This window comes from Streptacidiphilus neutrinimicus (assembly GCF_000787815.1).
Classification (GTDB): Bacteria; Actinomycetota; Actinomycetes; order Streptomycetales; family Streptomycetaceae; genus Streptacidiphilus; species Streptacidiphilus neutrinimicus.
The window spans coordinates 1-18,698 of record NZ_BBPO01000053.1 but is presented as its reverse complement, the minus strand read 5'-3'; the positions used below and the strand labels follow the sequence as shown (position 1 = coordinate 18,698).

Sequence of the window (18,698 nt, the reverse complement as noted above, 5' to 3'; positions counted from 1 at the left end):
CCACCCACCCCCCCGGCACCCCCCCCCCCGCCACGCGCCACCGCGACGCCCGACCGCGAGGCCCCGTCCCCCCGCCGTGCCCTCGTCGGCGTCACCCGGACCGGTGAAAGCCGGTCAGGCCGCGCTGGGGCGTGCCCGGTTGGCGGCGGGGTGCGCGGCGGGGCCCGCCGCCCCCGCCGACATGGCGGGGGACGGCCGTGCCGGGCCCGGCGGCGACGTTCGCCGGGCCGGCGGGGGCGCAGGACGTCCCGCCCACGCCCTGACCCGCTCCCGTTACGCTGACGCCCCAGGAACAGCCCGGCGGCCGACGGCCGACCGGAAGCGGGCGGGGAACGGAGCGACGGGTGGGCACGCGCGGCAAGGGCGGCGGCAGGCGACGGGCGGGCGGCCCCGGCGCCGGTGCGGCCGCGGGGTCCCGCGCGAAGGCCAGAGCCCGCGGGCGCGGAGGCTCCCGCAGCGGCCCCTGGGTGGCGGCCGCGGTGGGCTTTCTCGTGCTGGCGCCCCTGGGCGGCTTCCTGCTGCTCCACGGCGGCTCCGCGGCGAAGAGCACCACCGCCCAGGACGCGGCGTCGCCCACGGCGTCCGCCGCCGCTCCGGCGACGCCGAGCTGCACGGCCGACACCGCCGACACGACGTTCCCTGCCTCGGGGCCGAGGGCGAAGCCCCTCGACGTCCGGGTGACGGTGCTGAACGGCAGCGGCACCATCGGGCAGGCCGAGGCGGTGCTGAGCTGGATGCAGAACACCGAGAAGTACCTGCGGACCAGCAACGGCGGCCCGGCCGCCCACCAGTCCGCCACCACGCTCGTCTACGCGCCGAACCACGCGGACCAGGCCCGCACCCTGGTCGCCGCCCTCGGCCTGCCCGCCTCCGCGTTGCACGGGAACGGCACCTCCAAGGGGCTCAGGGACCCCATGGTGCTGACGCTCGGCGCGGACTTCCGCGGGGTCGGTAGACCTTTTTCCCTCTGCTGATCGACGGCCGGGAACCGATCGCCGTACGGCTGCGTCCGTGCTGCCCGGGGAGGTTCCGCGAGTCGTGAACCGAGTGGAATTCCTTGGGCACGGTGCGTGACACGCCGCGCCGGAATTAGGGATTTCGTTTTCTCGGCCCGGTCGCCTCCCTCCCGTGAAGCACTGGCAACGAATCGCTAAAGTTTGCGGACGCAGCGCGCGGGGGCAGGGCTGTGGACCGGACTTCGCCGAGGGGGGACCGACCCTTGAACCACCAGGACCACCGCGCTGATGTGGCCGTTTCGGACACATCAGAACAAACGCCCCGTAGCGGAGGTCGAAGCGCCGCCCGAAAGCCCGGGCGGACCGGCGGCAGCGGCAGGAATACCTCCCGCGGCCGCCGAATTCTGAAATGGACCGCCATCGGCGCGGCGACCTCGGTCCTCGTCGCCGCCGGTGGAATGTACGTCTACGTCAAGATTCTCGATTCCAATTTCCAGACGGGGGCCCTCGGCAACGGAAAGGTCGACGTCGCCGCGCCCAAACCGGACAAGTTCGGACACGTGCCGCTGAACATCCTGGTCATCGGCTCCGACGGCCGGTCCTCTGCGGCCGACTGCGACCTCGGCGGCTCCTGCGACGGCAGCGCCCCGCACGCGGACGTCGAGATGCTGCTGCACGTCTCCGCCGACCGCAGCAACGCGTCCATCCTCAGCATCCCGCGCGACACCCGGGTGTCCGTCCCCGCCTGCACCGACGCCAAGGGCGTGACGCACCGCGCCCGGACCTTCGAGCCGATCACCAACAGCCTGAACTACAACGTCCCTGGCTGCGTGGTCGACACCTGGGAGGCGTTGACGCACATCCACATCGACCACTGGGTGATGGTGGACTTCTCCGGCGTGGTGAAGATGGCCGACGCCGTCGGCGGCGTCGACGTGTGCACCCGCCAGAACGTGATGGACTACCAGCGCCAGTACTTCGAGGGCCAGTGGCACGAGATCGGCTCCCACCTGGAGCTGCCGGCGGGCACGCACAAGGTGACCGGCGTCCAGGCGCTGGAGTGGCTGCGCACCCGGCACGCCTTCGGGGACGGCAGCGACGTCGGCCGGGCCAAGGCGCAGCACCTCTACCTGAACTCGATGATCCGCCAGATGAAGTCCGTCGGGACCGTCGCGAACCCGTTCAAGCTGAACTCGCTGGCGCAGGCGGCGACCCACGCCGTCTCCATGGACCAGGGCCTGGGCAGCATCGAGGCGCTCAGCTCGCTGGCCGTGGACCTCGACAAGGTGCCGTCCGACCGGATCACCACGGTGACGGTGCCGCACCACTTCCAGCCGGACCCCGCCACGCCGAACAACCTGCCGGTGGTTCTCAACGGCTCGGCGAGCGGGCTGTTCGCGAAGCTGGCCGCCGACACGCCGCTGGACGGCAAGGGCGCCGCCGGCAGCCCGAGCCCGTCGGCCACGCCGACGCCGTCGGCGCCGTCGGCGCCGGTCGACAAGGCAGCCGTCCACCTCGACGTGGAGAACGGCAGCGGCGTCACCCACCGCGGCCAGGTGATCACCGACGCACTCGCCGCCGACGGCTTCGCGCATGCGGTACGGGACACCCGCCTGGTCGACTACGGCGTGACGACCCTGCTCTACCCGAGCTCGGAACAGGCGCAGGCCCAGGCCGTGGGGGCGGCGCTGAAGCTGCCGACGACGGCGCTCAAGAGCTCCGCGTCGGCGACGGGCCTGACGCTCCAGCTCGGCGCCGACTGGAAGACGGGGACGACGTTCCCGCAGGCCGCTCCGCCGAGCGGTGGCCTGCCGACCGACGCGGAGTACCAGACCGCGTCGGACTCGTCGCAGTGCATGGACGTCAACCCGGCTCCCTACGCCGCGTTCGCACCAGGCCAGAACCATTACATCTACAGCTGGACCGGCTCGACCCCGCCGAGCGTGCCGCAGGCCAACGGCTGACCGGGGCGGATCCAGGAGGGGGGTACGGAGTTGAGCGAGGAGTTGCCACCGGAGGAGGGCGGCCCGGTCGCCGTGCGCGGGGCCGCCGGACGGCGCGGCGCCGTCGGGGACAGCAGGGCCGGCAAGGACGGCGGCGGGCACCGGAAGAAACCGGGGCGTCGCAGACGGGTGCTCAAGTGGACGGCCGTCGCGGTCTCGTCGACGGTGCTGCTGTCGGCGGCCGGGCTCTACGTCTACCTGAAGGTGCTCGACAGCAACATCCACGCCGAGCCGCTCCACTCAGGCGGCGGCCCGGCGCCGTCGACCGTGGCCGAGAAGCCCTCGGGCGGCAGCCTGCCCATCAACGTGCTGGTCATCGGCTCGGACTCGCGCGACAACGCGGACGACGTGAGCCTCGGCGGCTCGACGTCCTCCGTCGGCGGGCCGCCGCACGCGGACGTGGAGATGCTGGTCCACATATCCGCGGACCGCACCAACGCCTCGATCACCAGCATGCCGCGCGACACCTGGGTCCAGCCGTACGACTGCGGGGGCAAGCAGCTCGGACACCGGAAGATCACCGAGACGCTGGCCTACGGACCAAGCTGCGTGGTCGACACCTGGGAGAGCCTGACGCACATCCAGATCGACCACTTCGTGATGCTGGACTTCTCCGGCGTGGTGAAGATGGCCGACGCGGTCGGCGGCGTGCAGGTGTGCACCAAGGAGAACGTCGCCGACTACCAGATCAGCTACGACACCGACGGCGAGCACGAGGTCGGCTCGGACCTGGTGCTGCCGGCCGGCCTGCACACCATCTTCGGCGTCCAGGCGCTGGAGTGGCTGCGCACCCGGCACGCCTGGGAGGACGGCACGGACATCGGCCGCACCCACGCCCAGCACCTGTACCTGAACTCGATGATCCGCAAGATGAAGTCGGCGAACACGCTGCTCGACCCCGGCACCGTCAACACGCTCGCGCAGACGGCGACGTCGGCACTGACCGTGGACCCGGGACTGAAGAGCATCGAGGCGATGGCCTCCCTGGCGATCGAGTTCAACAAGGTGCCGGCCAGCCGGGTGACCACGGTGACCATCCCGTTCGACCAGATGACGGCCCCCGGCCAAGGCGACCCGAACAACTGGGTGCCGGCCCTGGACGCCGACAGCGACAAGGTCTTCTCGATGATCGCCAACGACATCCCGCTCGACAAGGGCGGCACGGAGCCCGCGCCCTCCCCGAGCCCCTCGCCGTCCGCGACGCCGAGCAGCAGCCCGCCGCTGGACAGGGCGAGCGTCCGGATCTCGGTGCAGAACGCCGGAGCCGCGGGCCGCGGCCAACAGATGACGGGCCATCTGGTCGCGGCGGGCTTCACCGCGGCGGTGCGGGACACCGCAGACGTCACCGGCACGACCCAGCTCAGCTACCCCGCCGCGGACCAGGCGCAGGCGCAGGCCGTCGCCGCGGCGCTGGACCTGACGCCGAGCACGCTGAAGGCCGACCCGTCGGTCACGCACCTGGTGCTGCGCGTCGGCAGCGACTGGCCGAGCGGCTTCGACTTCCGCGACACCCTGCCCAAGCAGGGGGCCGTGCCGACCTCCGCCGTCACCCAGAACGCCCAGGCCGACAGCGGTCAGTGCATGGACGTCTACAAGCCCTACCAGTGGTCGGGCACGCCCCCGCACGTCCCCCAGCCGCCCGGCTACCGCCCCTACACGACGCCGTGAGGCACTGAGCCTCGCGACGCGGACGCCGCCCCGGCACGCTTGGCGGGGCGGCGTCCGGCGCCCGTCACTCGGGCCGGGAGGCGGTGCTCGCGATGACCTTGCGGGCCAGCGAGCGCGGGCTGGTCAGGAAGCCCCAGCCCCAGGACATGTGCATGGTGGCCAGCGCCACCGGCAGCTGCGCGCGAGCGGAGGCCGACAGGCCCCGACCCTCCTTGAGCGAGCCGAGCAGGATCGCCGCCGCGTACCCGCCGGGGACGACGAGGGCGACCGGCGTCAGCGCGACGCCCGCGACCAGGCCGGCCGCGCAGCCGAGCAGGGCAGCCGGCGGGGCGAGGTAGCGCAGGTTGACCGAGCCGCGGTGGTAGCGGGTGACCACGCGGCGCCAGCGACCGTAGTCCTTGTACTGCTTGGCCAGCGCGCGCACGCTGGGGCGCGGGCGGTAGGTGACCTTCAGCTCCGGGGTGAACCAGATCAGGCCGCCGTCCTGGCGGATGCGGTAGTTCAGCTCCCAGTCCTGGGCGCGGATGAACTCCTCGTTGTACCCGCCCTGCTGCTCCAGTACCTCGCGGCGGAAGACCCCGAGGTACACCGTCTCGGCGGGCGCGGCCTCGCCGCCGGTGTGGAAGGCGGCGTTGCCGACGCCGATCCGGGAGGTCATCGCGGCCGCGACGGCCTTCTCCCACTCGGTCTCGCCCTCGGCCGCCATGATGCCGCCGACGTTGGCCGCGCCCCGCTCGTCGAGCAGGCGGACGGCGGCGGCGATGTAACCGGGGGTGAGCAGGCCGTGACCGTCGACGCGGACCACGACGGGGAAGCGCGAGCCCTTGATCGCGGCGTTGAGCCCGGCGGGGGTCCGGCCGGTCGGATTGGGGACGGTGTGCACCTCCCGCGCGGTGCCGGCGGTCTCCGCGACGAGCTGCGCGGCGATCTCGTCGGTGCGGTCCGAGGACGGGCCGAGGGCGATCACGACCTCGATCGCGCCGTCGTACTCCTGCTCCAGGATGCGCTCGACGGCGGTGCGCAGATGCCGCTCCTCGTTGAGGACCGGCATGATCACGGAGACGGCGGGGAGGGGTGTGGCGACCATAGTGCCGCCACCGTACAGCGGGTCGCCGGACGAGTTCCAAAAGGGTCACGTCACGGCCTCGAACGGTCGTGCTGATCCGATGGACGATTCGCATCAGCTTTGCTACAGCTCTCCGATTTGCCCTGTTCGTCCTACCGATCGGCCGGGAGAGCAGGCATGCTCGGTTGCCATGAGCGAGATGTCCCAGTGGCCCGGTAGCGAGCCGCCCCTGCCGCCCGAGCTGAACCCGCGCAACTCCGCGCCCGGTCGCCAGCGCCCGCGCAGGCCGGCCGGGACCGCCGTGGGCGCGCCCTCGTACGCCCCCGACACGCTGTCGAACGGCTCCGGCGGACCGACCGGGCCGAGCGGCCCCGGAGGTCCGGGCGGGCCAGGCGGACCGGGACGTCCGGGCGTGAGCGGGACGCGCCGCCCGTGGTCGCGCGGCCGCAAGATCCGCCTGACCGCGACCGTGCTGGTGGTCACCGTGCTCGCGGTCGGCGGCGGCACCTACGCCTGGGCCAGCACCAAGCTCAACAAGAGCAACGTGCTCACCGACTACGCCGGCCGCCCGCCTGCGGGCAAGGGCACCAACTGGCTGATCCTCGGCTCGGACAGCCGCGCCGGGCTCACCACCGCGGACCAGCAGCGCCTGCACACCGGCTACGACACCGGCGCCCGCACCGACTCGATGATGATCCTGCACATCGGCTCGAACGGGGACACGCTGATGAGCATCCCCCGGGACTCCTACGTCACCATCCCCGCCTGGACCGACAGCAAGGGCGTCCAGCACGCCCAGGCCAAGCACAAGATCAACGCCGCCTTCGCCGAGGGCGACGGCCCGCTGCTGGTCAAGACGGTCGAGTACAACACCGGCCTGCACATCGACCACTACGCCGAGATCGGCTTCTCCGGCTTCGTCAACGTCGTGGACGACGTGGGCGGCGTCGACATGTGCCTCGACCACGGGATCGTCGACAAGGCGTCCGGGGCGAACCTCAAGGCCGGCTGCCAGACCCTGAACGGCGCCGAGGCCCTCGCCTTCGTCCGCGAGCGCCACCAGGAGGCCACCCAGGACCTCGCCCGCATGCAGCACCAGCAGCAGTTCCTGAACGCGCTCGCCCACAAGGCGACCTCGCCCGGCGTGCTGCTCAACCCGTTCACGCTCTACCCGACCATGGACAGCGGCCTGTCCATGCTGCAGGTCGACAACGGCACCGGGCTGACCGACCTCGCCTCGATGTTCTTCGCCATGAAGGACCTCAAGAGCGGCAACGGCAAGAGCGTCACCGTGCCGATCGCCGACGCGAACTACATGACCGCGACCGACGGCGACGCCGTGAAGTGGAACATGACCGAGGCCCAGCAGATCTTCGACGCGTTCAAGAACGACACCAAGGTCCCGTCGTTCTCGAGCTGATCCGAGGATCCGGGGCGAGGGTCAGCCGAGCCGGTCGAGCTCCGGCGCCGACACGTGGAGGACCTCGTAGTGGTCCGCCCCGGCGGTGCCGGACGGCTCGGCGCCCTCGCCCCACAGGACGAGGGTGACCGACTGCCAGCTGTGCGGGTCGACCGCCAGCACCGCCGTGTGCACCCCAGGGTCCGCCGCGAGCTCGCGCAGGGCCGCGACCTCACGGCCCATCAGTTCCGTCAGTCCCAGGCCGTCCTGGGCCTCGTCGGCGTCCGTCGGCAGCGGGGCGACCCGGCGCGTCGCCAGGACGGATCCCCCGCCGCGAGCCGGCCCCGCGAGCACCGCCGCGCCGAGCCAGGTGGGGACGGGCACACGCCCGAAGCTGCGGATGATGTTCTGGAAGCCGCCCCCGCCGAGCAGGAACCGCGCCATCGCGGCCGTGTCGCGCCAGACGTAGAACGGCGCGTACTCGTTGACGGGCGAGCCCGCCACTCCGCGCTCGCGCAGCAGGTAGGCCTTGAACCCGAGCCCGGCGCGGTCGTCCAGCATCGGGGAGGCGGCCTCGACGCGCTTGCGGATGATCCCCATGTCGTAGTCGGCCGGCAGTGTGATCGGGTACTGCATCGCGTACATGGAACGAACCCCCTGGTCGGAGTGGAGGAGTCAGCCGCCGAAGGCCGAGAGCAGGCCCAGCACCCCGGCGACGGCCTGGTCGAACGGCTCCGGCGAGCCCTGCGCCCGGGCCAGCACGTAGCCGCCCTGGAGCGTGGCCACCAGGGCGGCGGCGGTCGCCTCGGGGTCGAGGGCCGGCGCCAGCTCGCCGCAGGCGACGGCCTCCGTGAGGAGCGCGGCGAGGCGCGCCCGCAGCCACGCGAGCGTCTCGGTGACCGGCGCGCGCAGTGCCGGATCGGCCATGAGCTCGGCGTCCTGGGTGAGACCGCCGATCGGGCAGCCGCGCAGCACGTCCCGCTCGCGGCGCAGGTACGCGGCGAGCCGGTCGAGCGCGGGCCCGGGGCCGGAGAGCTCCGCGTCGGCCTTGGCGCGCATCTCCGCCGCCGTGGCGTCGATCGCGGACCGCGCCAGGTCGGCCTTGCCGGAGAAGTGGTGGTACATGCTCCCCTGCCCGGCCCCGGCGCGCTGCAGCACGGCCTTCGGGCTGGTGCCCGTGTAGCCGCGTTCCCACAGGAGTTCACGCATGCTCTCGACGAGTCGCCGGGCGGTGTCGGTGCTCATACGGACCACTGTACATACCAGTAGGTACAGAAGCCACAGCCGAAGCCCGGAGCCCCCCGCCCCGTTGCTCAGGCCTGGCCGGCCTGGCGCGCCAGCGGGTTGGAGCCGATGGAGTTGGCGACGGTGAAGCTGACCGTGCCGGAGACGTAGCGGTCGTCGGACCACTCGATCGGACGACCGGCCGGGGTCGTGGTCACCCGGCGGATGCGCAGCAGCGGGCTGCCACGACGGACCTCCAGCAGCCGCGCGTCCTCCGCGCCCGCCGCGACGGCGTCGATGACGTGCTCGCCGTAGGCGAAGATCATGCCGATGTCCTCGTAGAGCGCCTGGACGACCGAGGTGCAGTCGGCGGGCAGCCGCTCGACGGCGTCGGCCATCCACGCGGCGTAGACGTTGCGTTCCAGCAGCACCGGCTCGCCGTCCAGGCCGCGCACCCGCAGCACCTGCAGGACCTCGTCGCCGGGCTTGATCTGCAGCTTCTCGGCGTCCTCCAGGGTCGCCGGGCGACGGTGCTGGTCCAGCACCCGTCCGGTGGCGGTGCGGCCCATGGCCGCCGCCCACTGGGCGAAGCTGCGCAGCTCGGCGAAGCTCTGGCTGCGGCGGTTGCCCAGCACCACGCGCCGGGCGCCCTGACGGGAGCCGATCCGGCCCTCCGCGGTCAGCGCGGCCACGGCCTGGCGGACCGTGCCGCGCGAGACGCCGTAGCGGGCCGAGAGCTCGGTCTCGGTCGGCAGCGTCCCTCCCACCGGGTACTCGCCGCGGTCGATGGCCTGCCGCAGCGCCTCGGCGATCTCCTCGTGTCGTGCCGCCACTGTGCGCACTCCTTGTCCTGTCGGCGCCGCTCGGTCGTTCACCCTGGCAGCAACGGCGTGATCGTACCGTTACGTGCACGGTCGACGAAACGTCCCATCGGGACAGAGGATTCCGATGGGGAATGGCATGCCTGTGTTGACGCGCCGTTAACCAAAAGGACACCATTCTCGGGCGTACTGTCATCGACTTGTTCGGACAAGTGATTCCGATCCGACTGCACTGACGCCTCCTCAGGAGACCATCGTGACCTCCACCTCCGCCCGGGCCGCCGCGCTGACCGGCGTACTGGTCGCTTCCGCACTCGCGCTGACCGCTTGTGGTTCCGCCGCCTCTGTCAACGCCGGCTCTGGCGGCTCCTCTGACTCGGCCAAGGCCTCGACCGCCACCTCCGCCGCCGGCTTCGGCGGCATGGACGCGCTCGTCGCGGCCGCGAAGAAGGAGGGCCAGCTCAACGTCATCACCCTCCCCCGTGACTGGGCCGGCTACGGCAAGCTCATGGACGCCTTCACCGCCAAGTACGGCATCAAGATCAGTGACGAGAACCCCGAGGGTTCCTCGCAGGACGAGATCAACGCGATCACGACCCGCAAGAACCAGGACCGCGCGCCCGACGTCGTCGACGTCGGCGGTGCCTTCGCCGTCCAGGGCCAGCAGCAGGGCCTCTTCGCCCCGTACAAGGTCGCCAACTTCGCCGAGATCCCCTCGGGCCACGCCGCCACCGACGGCACCTGGTTCAACGACTACGGCGGCTACATCTCCATCGGCTGCAACCTGAACAAGGTCAAGGAGTGCCCGAAGTCCTTCGCCGACCTGCTCAAGCCGGAGTACAAGGGCATGGTCGCCCTCAACGGTGACCCGACGCAGGCCAACGCCGCCTTCTCCGCCGTCTACGCGGCCGCGATCGCCAACGGCGGCTCGCTGGACAACATCCAGCCGGGCATCGACTTCTTCACCAAGCTGAAGAAGTCCGGCAACTTCAACCCGGTCCAGGCCAAGCAGTCCACCGTCGAGTCGGGCGAGACCCCGATCACCATCGACTGGGACTACCTGAACTCCGGCTACTCCGACGAGTTCAAGTCCAAGGGCATCAACTGGCAGGTCAACGTCCCGTCGGACGGCCAGTACGCCGGTTACTACAACCAGGCCATCAACAAGTGGGCACCGCACCCCGCCGCCGCCCGCCTGTGGGAGGAGTTCCTCTACTCCACCGACGGCCAGAACGGCTTCCTGAGCGGCTACGCCCGCCCGATCCTGATGGACTCGATGAAGTCGGCCGGCACCCTGGACTCCTCCCTGGCCGCCAAGCTTCCCCCGGTCACCGGTTCCGCGCCGGTCCCGAGCCAGGACCAGATCACCAAGGCCAAGGCCGTGGTGGCCTCCAACTGGTCGAAGGCCATCGCCGGGTGAGCACCGCTCCCCTGAGCGCGACGCCTGCTCGCCGCCGCCCCCAGCGGGCGGCGGCGGGCCGGTTCGCCGTCGTCCCGCTGCTGCTCTTCGTCGCCGTGGCCTTCGGGGTTCCCGCCCTGGCCATGGCCTACGGTGCGTTCACCACGTACAACCCCGGCAAGCCCAGCCAGTACACGATGGGCAACCTGACCGCCTCGCTGCACGGCGGCTACCTCGACGCGCTGCTCGGCAGCGTCAAGCTCTCGGCGCTCTCCGCGCTGATCTCCGTGGTGGCCGGGCTGCTGGTGGCGCAGGCCGTGGTCACCTCCCGGTTCGCCTTCCTGCGCAAGGCCGTGCTGAGCGCCTCCGGCGTGCTCGCCAACTTCGGCGGCGTGCCGCTGGCCTTCGCCTTCATGGCCACCCTGGGCAACGCCGGCATGCTGACCACCGAGCTGCACCTCGACCAGCACGGCTGGAGTCTCTACTCCTTCAACGGCCTGACGCTGGTCTACCTCTACTTCCTGATCCCGCTGATGGTTCTGAGCGTCATCCCCTCGCTGGACGGCCTGCGCCGCCAGTGGCGCGAGGCGGCCCAGAACAACGGCGCGACGGGTTGGCAGTACTGGCGCCACGTGGCCCTGCCCGTGCTGACCCCCTCGCTGCTCGGCGGCTTCGTGCTGCTGTTCGGCAGTGCCTTCGCCGCGTACGCGACCGCCGCCGCCATGGTCGGCGCGACCGTCCCGCTGATCACGCTGCAGATCGCCACGGCGCTCAGCGGCAACGTCGACCCGAACGCCACCAACATCGCCCTGGCGATGAGCCTGGACATGGTCGTGATCGCCACGCTGGTGATGGTCATCTACATCCCCCTGCAACGCCGGAGCGCCCGATGGCTGGTGTGACCGCCTCCGCCCTGAACACCGAGGGCCGTCCCGCCCCGAGCACCGCGAACGGCCCCGGCCCCGCCGGCGCCCGCGGCGGCGTGCTGGCCGGGCTCTCCCGGATCCGCTGGGGCCGCGGCACGGTGCTGCTCGTCGCCGGGCTGTACTTCCTCGTGCCGATCGGCACCACCCTCTGGTTCACCGTCGACAACTCGCCCCAGGGCTTCAGTCTCGACGCGTACCGCCAGATCTTCACCGTGCCCGGACTCTGGCCCGCTCTGCAGCTGTCGCTGCTGCTGGCCGCCGGCACCATCGTGCTGGTCTACCTGCTGCTGATCCCGGCCGTCGTCGCGGTCCGCCTGGGCAGCCCGCGGCTGCGCACCGTCGTCGAGCTGACCTGCACCCTGCCCCTGGTCGTGCCGACCATCGCGCTGACCGCCGGCATCTCCGACGTGCTGCGCTGGTGCAACGACAACCTGGCGCCGACGCCGTTCTACGCCACCTTCCTCGACGCGCAGAACGCGAACTTCCCCGTCGTGCTGCTGCTCGCCTACGTCGTGATGGCCCTGCCGCTGGCCTTCCGCACGCTGGACGCGGGCATGCGCGCGCTGGACGTGCGCACCCTGCTGGAGGCCGCCCAGAACAACGGCGCGAGCCGTGGCCGGGCCATCGTCACCGTGATCCTGCCGAACCTGCGCGCCGCGATGCTGAACACCGCGTTCATCACCCTCGCCCTGGTGCTGGGTGAGTTCACCGTGGCGTCCATCCTCGGGTACGTCCCCTTCGCCGTCTGGATCGTCAACGGCAACAGCGCCGGCCAGGGCCCCGTCACCGTGGCCGTCTCCATCGTCAGCCTGCTGCTGACCTGGCTGCTGCTGCTCGTCCTCTCCATCGGCAGCGAGCGCCGCGGGCGCGCGCAGGCCCAGCACTGAACCACTTGACTGTTCCACCCTCCGAGGAGCTCCAGGAGTGTCCATGACCACCGACCCCGCGTCCGCGACGTCCGTCGCCGCCGTGCCGTCCCCTGCGGGGCCGACGGACTCCTCGGCGCCTGCGGCTGTCGCAGCGCCCGCCACCGGTTCGTCCACCGGCGCCACCGTCCAGTTCGTCGGCCTGCGCCGCACCTTCGGCGCGACCACCGCGCTGGACGGGCTCGACCTGACCGTCAACCCCGGCGAGCTGCTGGCCCTGCTCGGCCCCTCCGGATGCGGCAAGACCACCGCGCTGCGGATGCTGGCGGGCTTCGAGACGCCGGACTCGGGCCAGGTGCTGGTCGACGGCGAGGACGTCACCCGCATCCCCGCGCATCGCCGTGACGCGGGCATGGTGTTCCAGTCGTACAGCCTCTTCCCGCACCTGAACGCGCGTGACAACGTGGCCTTCGGCCTCAAGATGCGCAAGACCGGCAAGGTCGAGCGCCACCGCCGCGCGGACGAGCTGCTGGAGCTGGTGGGTCTGCCGACCCACGGCGACCGCTACCCGCACCAGCTCTCCGGGGGCCAGCAGCAGCGCATCGCGCTGGCGCGCGCCCTCGCCCTGCAGCCGCGCGTGCTGCTGCTGGACGAGCCGCTGTCCGCGCTGGACGCGAAGGTGCGTCTGAACCTGCGCGAGGAGATCCGCCGCCTCCAGCAGGAGCTGGGCATCACCACCCTGTTCGTGACCCACGACCAGGAGGAGGCGCTGTCCATGGCGGACCGCGTCGCCGTCATGCACGCGGGCCGCATGGAGCAGTGCGACACCCCGGCCGAGCTGTACGCCCGGCCCGCGACGGCGTTCGTCGCCGAGTTCGTCGGCACCATGAACCGGATCCCCGGCGCCCTGACCGAGGGCGGCAGGACAGTCGAACTCCTGGGCCAGCGCCTCCCGGTGGACGGCACGACGGAGCTCCGCGCGGAGGTGGACGTGCTCGTCCGCCCCGAGAACGTCCTGGTCACTGCGGGCGGCGGCCAGGGCGCCGTCGTCACCGGCACGACCTTCCTCGGCGCCAGCACCCGCCTCACCGTCCAGCTGCCCGACGGCACCGCACTGAAGGCGGACCTCTCCACCCACGACGCCGCCGAGCTGCCCGCGGGCACCGGCGTGACCGTCTCCCTGCCCGAGCGTCCCGTCCTGGTCGACAGCCGGCGCTGACGCTCGCTCGCAGCCCTTCGGGGGCGCGGCTCGGGGGGCTGCGCTTCCGAAGGGCCGCGGCCCCCGCATGCCCTCGCGCAACGCATCCCTTCGATGAAAGGCCGATAAGTGCCCTCCCGCTCCAACCTCCAGGCCGTTCTCTTCGACATGGACGGCACCCTCGTCGACACCGAAGGCCTGTGGTGGCAGACGGCGGAGGAAGAGGCGGCGAGACTGGGTCTGACGCTGGGCGAGGAGGACGTCCCCGACGTCCTGGGTCAGGCCGTCGAGCACACCGCGGCCTACCTGTACCGCCGTTGCGACGGCGTCCGGTCCGAGGGGTCGATCGCGACCGCGCTGGACGCGCGGTTCGTGGAGCTGGTGGGCCAGCAGGTCGTGCCGCTGCCCGGGGCGCTGGAGCTGCTGGACGGGCTCGCCCGGGCCGGCATCGCCACCGCGCTGGTCTCCGCGTCGCCGCGCCACGTGGTGGACCTGGTGCTGGACGCGCTCGGCCGGCGTCGCTTCGCGACGTCCTTCGCGGCCGGCGAGACGGCGCAGACCAAGCCCGCGCCGGACCCGTACCTCGCGGCTGTGGAGGCGCTCGGCGCCTCGCCGGACAACTGCGTGGCGGTCGAGGACACCCCGACCGGCGTCGCCTCGGCCGAGGCCGCGGGCGTGGCCGTGGTCGCGGTGCCGTCGCTGACCCCGATCCTGCCCGCGCCGGGGCGCGCGGTGGTCCGCAGCCTGCTCGACGTCGACCTGTCCCTGCTGCAGGGTCTGCTCGACTCGGCCGCGGCGTGACCCGGGTAGCGTGACCGGCATGCCCGCCCTCTGCCTGGCCCTCGCCATCTGCTCGGAGATCTGCGCGACCGTCTCGCTGAAGTACACCCACGGCTTCACCCGCCTCGCCCCGAGCGCCGTCGTGGTGCTCGGGTACATCGCCTCGTTCGCGCTGCTGAGCCAGGCGCTGAAGCAGATTCCGGTGAGCAGCGCGTACGCGATCTGGTCGGGCGTCGGCACGGCCGTGGTGGCCGCGATCGGGTTCGTCTTCCTCGGCGAGGGCGCGAACCTGTGGAAGCTGGTCGGGATCGCGCTGATCATCGTCGGCGTGATCGCGCTGAACCTCGGCGGCGCGACCCACTGAAATCGCCCTCGGGGAGGCGATCGTCTCCGTCGGCGCCCCGGTGGCCGCCGGACGGCCGCTGCACGCGGACGAGGTGCTGTCCGTCGCGATCGCCTTCCTCGCCGCGTGCGGCCTGTGGTGGGTCTGCTTCAAACTACGCCGCCGACGCGATGCGGCACGCGCTGACCACCGCGCGGCTGCCCGGGGACACCGTCCGCCAGGTCCTGTCCTACGGGCGTCTGGCCTTCGTCAGCGGCGTGATCGCGCTCTTCGCACCCGGCAGCACCCCCGAGGTCGCGCTCACGAACGTGATCGCCGACGGCGAGCAGGTCGCGGCGGAGTGGGTCTCCAAGGGCGTCACCGTGAACGGCCACGTGTACGACGACCGGTGCCTCGGTGTCTTCACCGTGCGGGACGGGAAGATCGTCTCGGTGCGCGAGTACACCGACACCCAGCATGTGGAGCGCACCCTGTTCGGATGATGTGTAGGTTCCTCCAAATCCCTCAACAATCTGTTGACGCTCCCCTTGGGCGGACCTACGTTTTCCTTCAATCGAAAAGCGGATACCACATCGCGGAATTTCGAGAGAACAACGCCCTCGCCCCAGTTCCACCCCCTGGAGGTCCCGAGTGCCCGCCTCTCCCGCGCCCCACCCCGTCGACGAACTGCTGCCCCCACCCAAGCTGCTCGCCTACGGCCTCCAGCACATCGCCGCCATGTACGCCGGAGTGGTCGCACCGCCGCTGATCATCGGCACCGCGGTCGGCCTCACCGGCGGCGAGCTGACCCTGCTGATCGGCGCAGCGCTGCTGACCTCGGGCCTGGCCACGCTGCTGCAGACGCTGGGCGTGTGGCGGATCGGCTCGCGTCTGCCGTTCGTCAACGGCATCAGCTTCGCCGGGGTCGCCCCGATGCTCGCCATCGTCAAGCAGTCCCATCCCGGCCAGGCCCTGCCCGCCATCTACGGCGCCCTGCTGATCGCCGGAGCGGCGGCGTTCCTGGCGGCGCCCTGGTTCTCCAGGTTCAACCGCTTCTTCCCGCCCGTGGTCAGCGGCACGGTGATCACCCTGATCGGCCTCTCGCTCTTCCCGGTCGCGGCAAGCTGGGCGCAGGGCGGCAACCCCGCCGCCGCGGACTTCGGCTCTGCGTCCAACATCACCCTCGCGGGCGTGACGCTGGCCGTGGTGCTGGTGCTCAACCGCTTCCTGAGCGGCTTCCTCGGCAGCATCAGCATCCTGCTGGGCCTCGCCGTCGGCACGCTGCTGGCGATCCCGTTCGGCAAGACCGACTTCGGCGCGCTCGGCAAGGTGCCGGTCTTCTCGATGCCCTCACCGTTCCACTTCGGCGCGCCGGTCTTCCAGCTCGGCGCGATCATCTCGATGCTGATCGTGATGCTGGTCTCGATGACCGAGAGCACCGCCGACCTGCTCGCCCTCGGCGAGATCGTAGAGCGCCCCGCCGACGAGCGCACCATCGAGGGCGGCCTGCGCGCCGACGGCGCGGCGACCGTCCTGGCCGCCTGCCTGAACGGCTTCGCCGCCACGGCCTTCGCCCAGAACATCGGGCTGATCGCGCTGACCAGGGTGCGCAGCCGGTACGTCGTGGCGGCGAGCGGCGTGATCCTGATCCTGCTCGGCCTCTTCCCCGTCGCCGGCGCGGTGGTCAGCGTCGTCCCCCAGCCCGTCCTCGGCGGCGCGGGCCTCGCCCTCTTCGGCACGGTCACCGCCAGCGGCGTCCGCACGCTGACCGCCGCGCGGCTCGACGAGAGCGGCAACCTGCTGACCGTCGCGGTGGCCCTGGGCTTCGGCGTGCTGCCGATCGCGGCCCCGAACTTCTACGCGCACTTCCCGCCGCTGGTGCAGACGATCATGAACAGCGGCATCAGCGCGGGCTGCCTGGTGGCCGTCACGCTGAACGTCTTCTTCAACCAGCTCGGCCGACCCGGCGGCAGAGCGGCCGAGGCCGAGCTCCCCCGCGAGCGGGAGGCCGCGGTGCACTGAGCTGCGTTACCTGAGCTGCGGCGCGCTGAGCTGCGGCGCGCTGAGCTGCGGTGCGCTGAGCTGCGGGCACCGACGCGGCGGGGGCGACCGCAGCGGGTAGGCTCCCTCAACATGAGAATCACCGTCATCGGGACCGGGTACCTGGGTGCGACTCACGCCGCCTGCATGGCCGAGCTCGGCTACGAAGTGCTCGGCCTGGACATCGACCCGGAGAAGATCGCGACGCTCTCCCAGGGCCTGACCCCGATGTACGAGCCGGGACTCGACACGCTGCTGGCCAAGCACGTCGAGTCCGGGCGGCTCCGCTTCACCTCAGACTGGGCCGAGGTCGGCGCCTTCGGCGACGTGCACTTCGCGTGCACCAACACGCCGCAGCGCAAGGGCGAGTTCGCCTGCGACATGAGCTACGTCGAGTCCGCGTTCGACCTGCTGGCCCCGCACCTGCGGGAGAACGCGCTCGTCGTGGGCAAGTCCACGGTGCCGGTCGGCAGCGCGGCGCGCCTGGCCGAGCGCCTCGCGGCGGGCGCGCCCGCGGAGATCGCCGCGAGCGTGGAGCTGGCGTGGAACCCGGAGTTCCTGCGCGAGGGCTACGCCGTGCAGGACACCCTGCGCCCGGACCGGCTCGTGGCCGGCGTTCGCGCCGGCGGGCGCGCCGAGGCGGTGCTGCGCGAACTCTACGCGCCGCTGATCGACGCGGGCGTGCCGTTCCTGGTGACGGACTACCCGACGGCCGAACTGGTGAAGACCGCGGCCAACTCCTTCCTGGCGACGAAGATCTCCTTCATCAACGCCATGGCCGAGGTCTGCGAGGCGTCCGGCGCGGACGTGGTCCAGCTCTCCGCCGCGCTCGCCTACGACGACCGGATCGGCGGCCGGTTCCTCAACGCCGGGCTCGGCTTCGGCGGCGGCTGCCTGCCCAAGGACATCCGCGCGTTCATGGCGCGGGCCGGCGAGCTCGGCGCGGACCAGGCGCTCACCTTCCTGCGCGAGGTCGACTCCATCAACATGCGCCGCCGCTCGCGGATGGTCGAGCTCGCCCGCGAACAGTGCGGCGGCGGCTTCCTGGGCCGTCGGATCGCGGTGCTCGGCGCGGCCTTCAAGCCGAACTCCGACGACGTGCGCGACTCCCCCGCGCTCAACGTCGCGGCCCAGATCCAGCTCCAGGGCGGACAGGTCACCGTCTACGACCCGAAGGCCATGGACAACGCCCGCAAGCTCTTCCCCGGCCTGTCCTTCGCCGACAGCGCGCTGGAGGCGGCGACCGGCGCCCGCGTCGTGCTCCACCTGACGGAGTGGCAGGAGTTCCGCGACCTCGACCCGGACGCGCTCGGCGCCGTCGTGTCCGATCGCCGCATCCTCGACGGCCGCAACGCCCTCGACCCCCACACCTGGCGCTCCGCCGGCTGGACCTACCGCGCCCTCGGCCGTCCGGGCGAGTAGTCGTCCGGACCGGGAGGAACGCGCCCCGGGGGCTACGGAGCCGCTCGCGCCACGATGCGCGGGACGACGAGGTTGTGGAAGGGCCGGATCGCCCTGAAGTACAGGCGCCCACCACCGTTGTGACAGCGCACCACGGTGGTGCACACGCCTTCCGCTCCCTGCGGCCCCGTTCGCACGGCGAAGGAGGTGCGGAAGTCCAGGTGCTTGTCGTCGTCCCCGGCCAGCACCTCCTCCTCGGAGACCGTGAGGATGCGCAGCGGGCCGAGATGCCTGCCCGGCTCGATGGTCACCTGGTCGGCGGCGACCCGCGTCTGCGTCTGCAGCCCGAACGGTTTCATCGCCGCGTCGCGCAACGACAGCAGCGTGTGCACCCACCCCGGGGTCGCGGCCAGCACGGAGTGGGTGAAGCCCACCGCGGTGGTTCCGGCGGCGAGGTCCACGGCCACCGCGTCGACGTGGTCACACCCGCCGAGGCTCGCGATCGCCGCCTCGGCGACCGGAACTACGTTCCTGCGCACAGCCGATTCCCTGAACGACATTCCGAACGCCCCCTGGTTCGTCGACCTTCTGGCCCTGCCTGTGTCCGCTCGCCTCCACTCTCCCACTCG

General features: G+C 71.8%; 18 protein-coding genes. 13 read left to right on the top strand and 5 right to left on the bottom strand.

Annotated elements, in window-relative coordinates; genetic code table 11:
- The first annotated feature begins 344 nt into the window (after positions 1–344).
- The 3 genes from TR48_RS27685 to TR48_RS27675 all read left to right on the top strand — a co-directional run bounded on the left by TR48_RS27685 (position 345) and on the right by TR48_RS27675 (position 4,627).
- Positions 345–974: a LytR C-terminal domain-containing protein gene (locus TR48_RS27685; protein ID WP_052443110.1), complete on the top strand. Its 630-nt coding sequence runs from the start codon at positions 345–347 to the stop codon at positions 972–974.
- A 440-nt stretch (positions 975–1,414) separates the two neighbouring features.
- Positions 1,415–2,920, top strand: coding sequence for an LCP family protein (locus TR48_RS27680; RefSeq protein ID WP_052443108.1), 1,506 nt, complete (start codon positions 1,415–1,417; stop codon positions 2,918–2,920).
- Positions 2,921–2,950: 30 nt separating this feature from the next.
- Positions 2,951–4,627, top strand: coding sequence for an LCP family protein (locus TR48_RS27675; protein ID WP_052443107.1), 1,677 nt, complete (start codon positions 2,951–2,953; stop codon positions 4,625–4,627).
- 64 nt (positions 4,628–4,691) lie between these two features.
- On the opposite strand, the gene TR48_RS27670 is transcribed toward TR48_RS27675, so the two are convergent.
- Complete coding sequence (locus tag TR48_RS27670) at positions 4,692–5,714, bottom strand: glycosyltransferase family 2 protein (protein ID WP_042372281.1); 1,023 nt, start codon at positions 5,712–5,714, stop codon at positions 4,692–4,694.
- A 169-nt stretch (positions 5,715–5,883) separates the two neighbouring features.
- Here TR48_RS27670 and TR48_RS27665 point away from each other — a divergent pair, with 169 nt between their 5' ends.
- Positions 5,884–7,113 carry an LCP family protein gene (locus TR48_RS27665; RefSeq protein ID WP_042372279.1) on the top strand — a complete coding sequence of 410 codons (1,230 nt, stop codon included), beginning with the start codon at positions 5,884–5,886 and terminating at the stop codon, positions 7,111–7,113.
- Positions 7,114–7,134: 21 nt separating this feature from the next.
- Here the strand turns inward: TR48_RS27665 and TR48_RS27660 are convergent, their stop codons facing one another.
- From TR48_RS27660 to TR48_RS27650, 3 genes are all read right to left on the bottom strand, one after another.
- Positions 7,135–7,737 carry a DUF4865 family protein gene (locus tag TR48_RS27660; RefSeq protein ID WP_042372276.1) on the bottom strand — a complete coding sequence of 201 codons (603 nt, stop codon included), beginning with the start codon at positions 7,735–7,737 and terminating at the stop codon, positions 7,135–7,137.
- A gap of 30 nt (positions 7,738–7,767) precedes the next feature.
- Positions 7,768–8,337, bottom strand: a complete 570-nt coding sequence (locus tag TR48_RS27655) for a TetR/AcrR family transcriptional regulator (protein WP_042372274.1) — start codon at positions 8,335–8,337, stop codon at positions 7,768–7,770.
- 68 nt (positions 8,338–8,405) lie between these two features.
- Positions 8,406–9,149, bottom strand: coding sequence for a GntR family transcriptional regulator (locus TR48_RS27650; protein ID WP_042372272.1), 744 nt, complete (start codon positions 9,147–9,149; stop codon positions 8,406–8,408).
- Positions 9,150–9,393: 244 nt separating this feature from the next.
- Between TR48_RS27650 and TR48_RS27645 the strand changes: the two genes are divergently transcribed.
- The 9 genes from TR48_RS27645 (at position 9,394) to TR48_RS27605 (ending at position 18,090) form a co-directional block, all read left to right on the top strand.
- Positions 9,394–10,557, top strand: a complete 1,164-nt coding sequence (locus tag TR48_RS27645) for an ABC transporter substrate-binding protein (protein WP_042372270.1) — start codon at positions 9,394–9,396, stop codon at positions 10,555–10,557.
- Positions 10,554–11,438, top strand: coding sequence for an ABC transporter permease (locus tag TR48_RS27640; protein ID WP_084729812.1), 885 nt, complete (start codon positions 10,554–10,556; stop codon positions 11,436–11,438). The genes TR48_RS27645 and TR48_RS27640 overlap by 4 nt, the downstream gene beginning before the upstream one ends.
- A gap of 83 nt (positions 11,439–11,521) precedes the next feature.
- Entirely contained in the window at positions 11,522–12,349 is an 828-nt protein-coding gene (locus tag TR48_RS27635) for an ABC transporter permease (RefSeq protein WP_042372322.1), read from the top strand.
- A 43-nt stretch (positions 12,350–12,392) separates the two neighbouring features.
- Positions 12,393–13,547, top strand: a complete 1,155-nt coding sequence (locus tag TR48_RS27630; protein WP_084729811.1) for an ABC transporter ATP-binding protein — start codon at positions 12,393–12,395, stop codon at positions 13,545–13,547.
- A 108-nt stretch (positions 13,548–13,655) separates the two neighbouring features.
- Positions 13,656–14,327, top strand: coding sequence for an HAD family hydrolase (locus TR48_RS27625; protein WP_236652360.1), 672 nt, complete (start codon positions 13,656–13,658; stop codon positions 14,325–14,327).
- A 19-nt stretch (positions 14,328–14,346) separates the two neighbouring features.
- Complete coding sequence (locus tag TR48_RS27620) at positions 14,347–14,670, top strand: DMT family transporter (RefSeq protein ID WP_042372319.1); 324 nt, start codon at positions 14,347–14,349, stop codon at positions 14,668–14,670.
- Positions 14,671–14,819: 149 nt separating this feature from the next.
- Entirely contained in the window at positions 14,820–15,131 is a 312-nt protein-coding gene (locus TR48_RS27615) for a nuclear transport factor 2 family protein (RefSeq protein ID WP_052443105.1), read from the top strand.
- Between the two features lie 148 nt (positions 15,132–15,279).
- Entirely contained in the window at positions 15,280–16,650 is a 1,371-nt protein-coding gene (locus TR48_RS27610; protein WP_042372268.1) for a nucleobase:cation symporter-2 family protein, read from the top strand.
- 111 nt (positions 16,651–16,761) lie between these two features.
- Entirely contained in the window at positions 16,762–18,090 is a 1,329-nt protein-coding gene (locus TR48_RS27605) for a UDP-glucose dehydrogenase family protein (RefSeq protein WP_042372267.1), read from the top strand.
- 32 nt (positions 18,091–18,122) lie between these two features.
- Here TR48_RS27605 and TR48_RS27600 read toward each other — a convergent pair whose 3' ends face one another.
- Positions 18,123–18,608: a DUF2867 domain-containing protein gene (locus TR48_RS27600; protein WP_052443103.1), complete on the bottom strand. Its 486-nt coding sequence runs from the start codon at positions 18,606–18,608 to the stop codon at positions 18,123–18,125.
- Positions 18,609–18,698 lie beyond the last annotated feature (90 nt).

Bases quoted from the DNA above. Each gene is read 5' to 3' on its own strand.
- TR48_RS27655 (WP_042372274.1), bottom strand. From the start codon at position 8,337: ATGAGCACCGACACCGCCCGGCGACTCGTCGAGAGCATGCGTGAACTC.
- TR48_RS27605 (WP_042372267.1), top strand. From the start codon at position 16,762: ATGAGAATCACCGTCATCGGGACCGGGTACCTGGGTGCGACTCACGCC.
- TR48_RS27615 (WP_052443105.1), top strand. From the start codon at position 14,820: ATGCGGCACGCGCTGACCACCGCGCGGCTGCCCGGGGACACCGTCCGC.
- TR48_RS27660 (WP_042372276.1), bottom strand. From the start codon at position 7,737: ATGTACGCGATGCAGTACCCGATCACACTGCCGGCCGACTACGACATG.
- TR48_RS27680 (WP_052443108.1), top strand. From the start codon at position 1,415: ATGTACGTCTACGTCAAGATTCTCGATTCCAATTTCCAGACGGGGGCC.
- TR48_RS27665 (WP_042372279.1), top strand. From the start codon at position 5,884: ATGAGCGAGATGTCCCAGTGGCCCGGTAGCGAGCCGCCCCTGCCGCCC.
- TR48_RS27620 (WP_042372319.1), top strand. From the start codon at position 14,347: ATGCCCGCCCTCTGCCTGGCCCTCGCCATCTGCTCGGAGATCTGCGCG.
- TR48_RS27630 (WP_084729811.1), top strand. From the start codon at position 12,393: ATGACCACCGACCCCGCGTCCGCGACGTCCGTCGCCGCCGTGCCGTCC.
- TR48_RS27670 (WP_042372281.1), bottom strand. From the start codon at position 5,714: ATGGTCGCCACACCCCTCCCCGCCGTCTCCGTGATCATGCCGGTCCTC.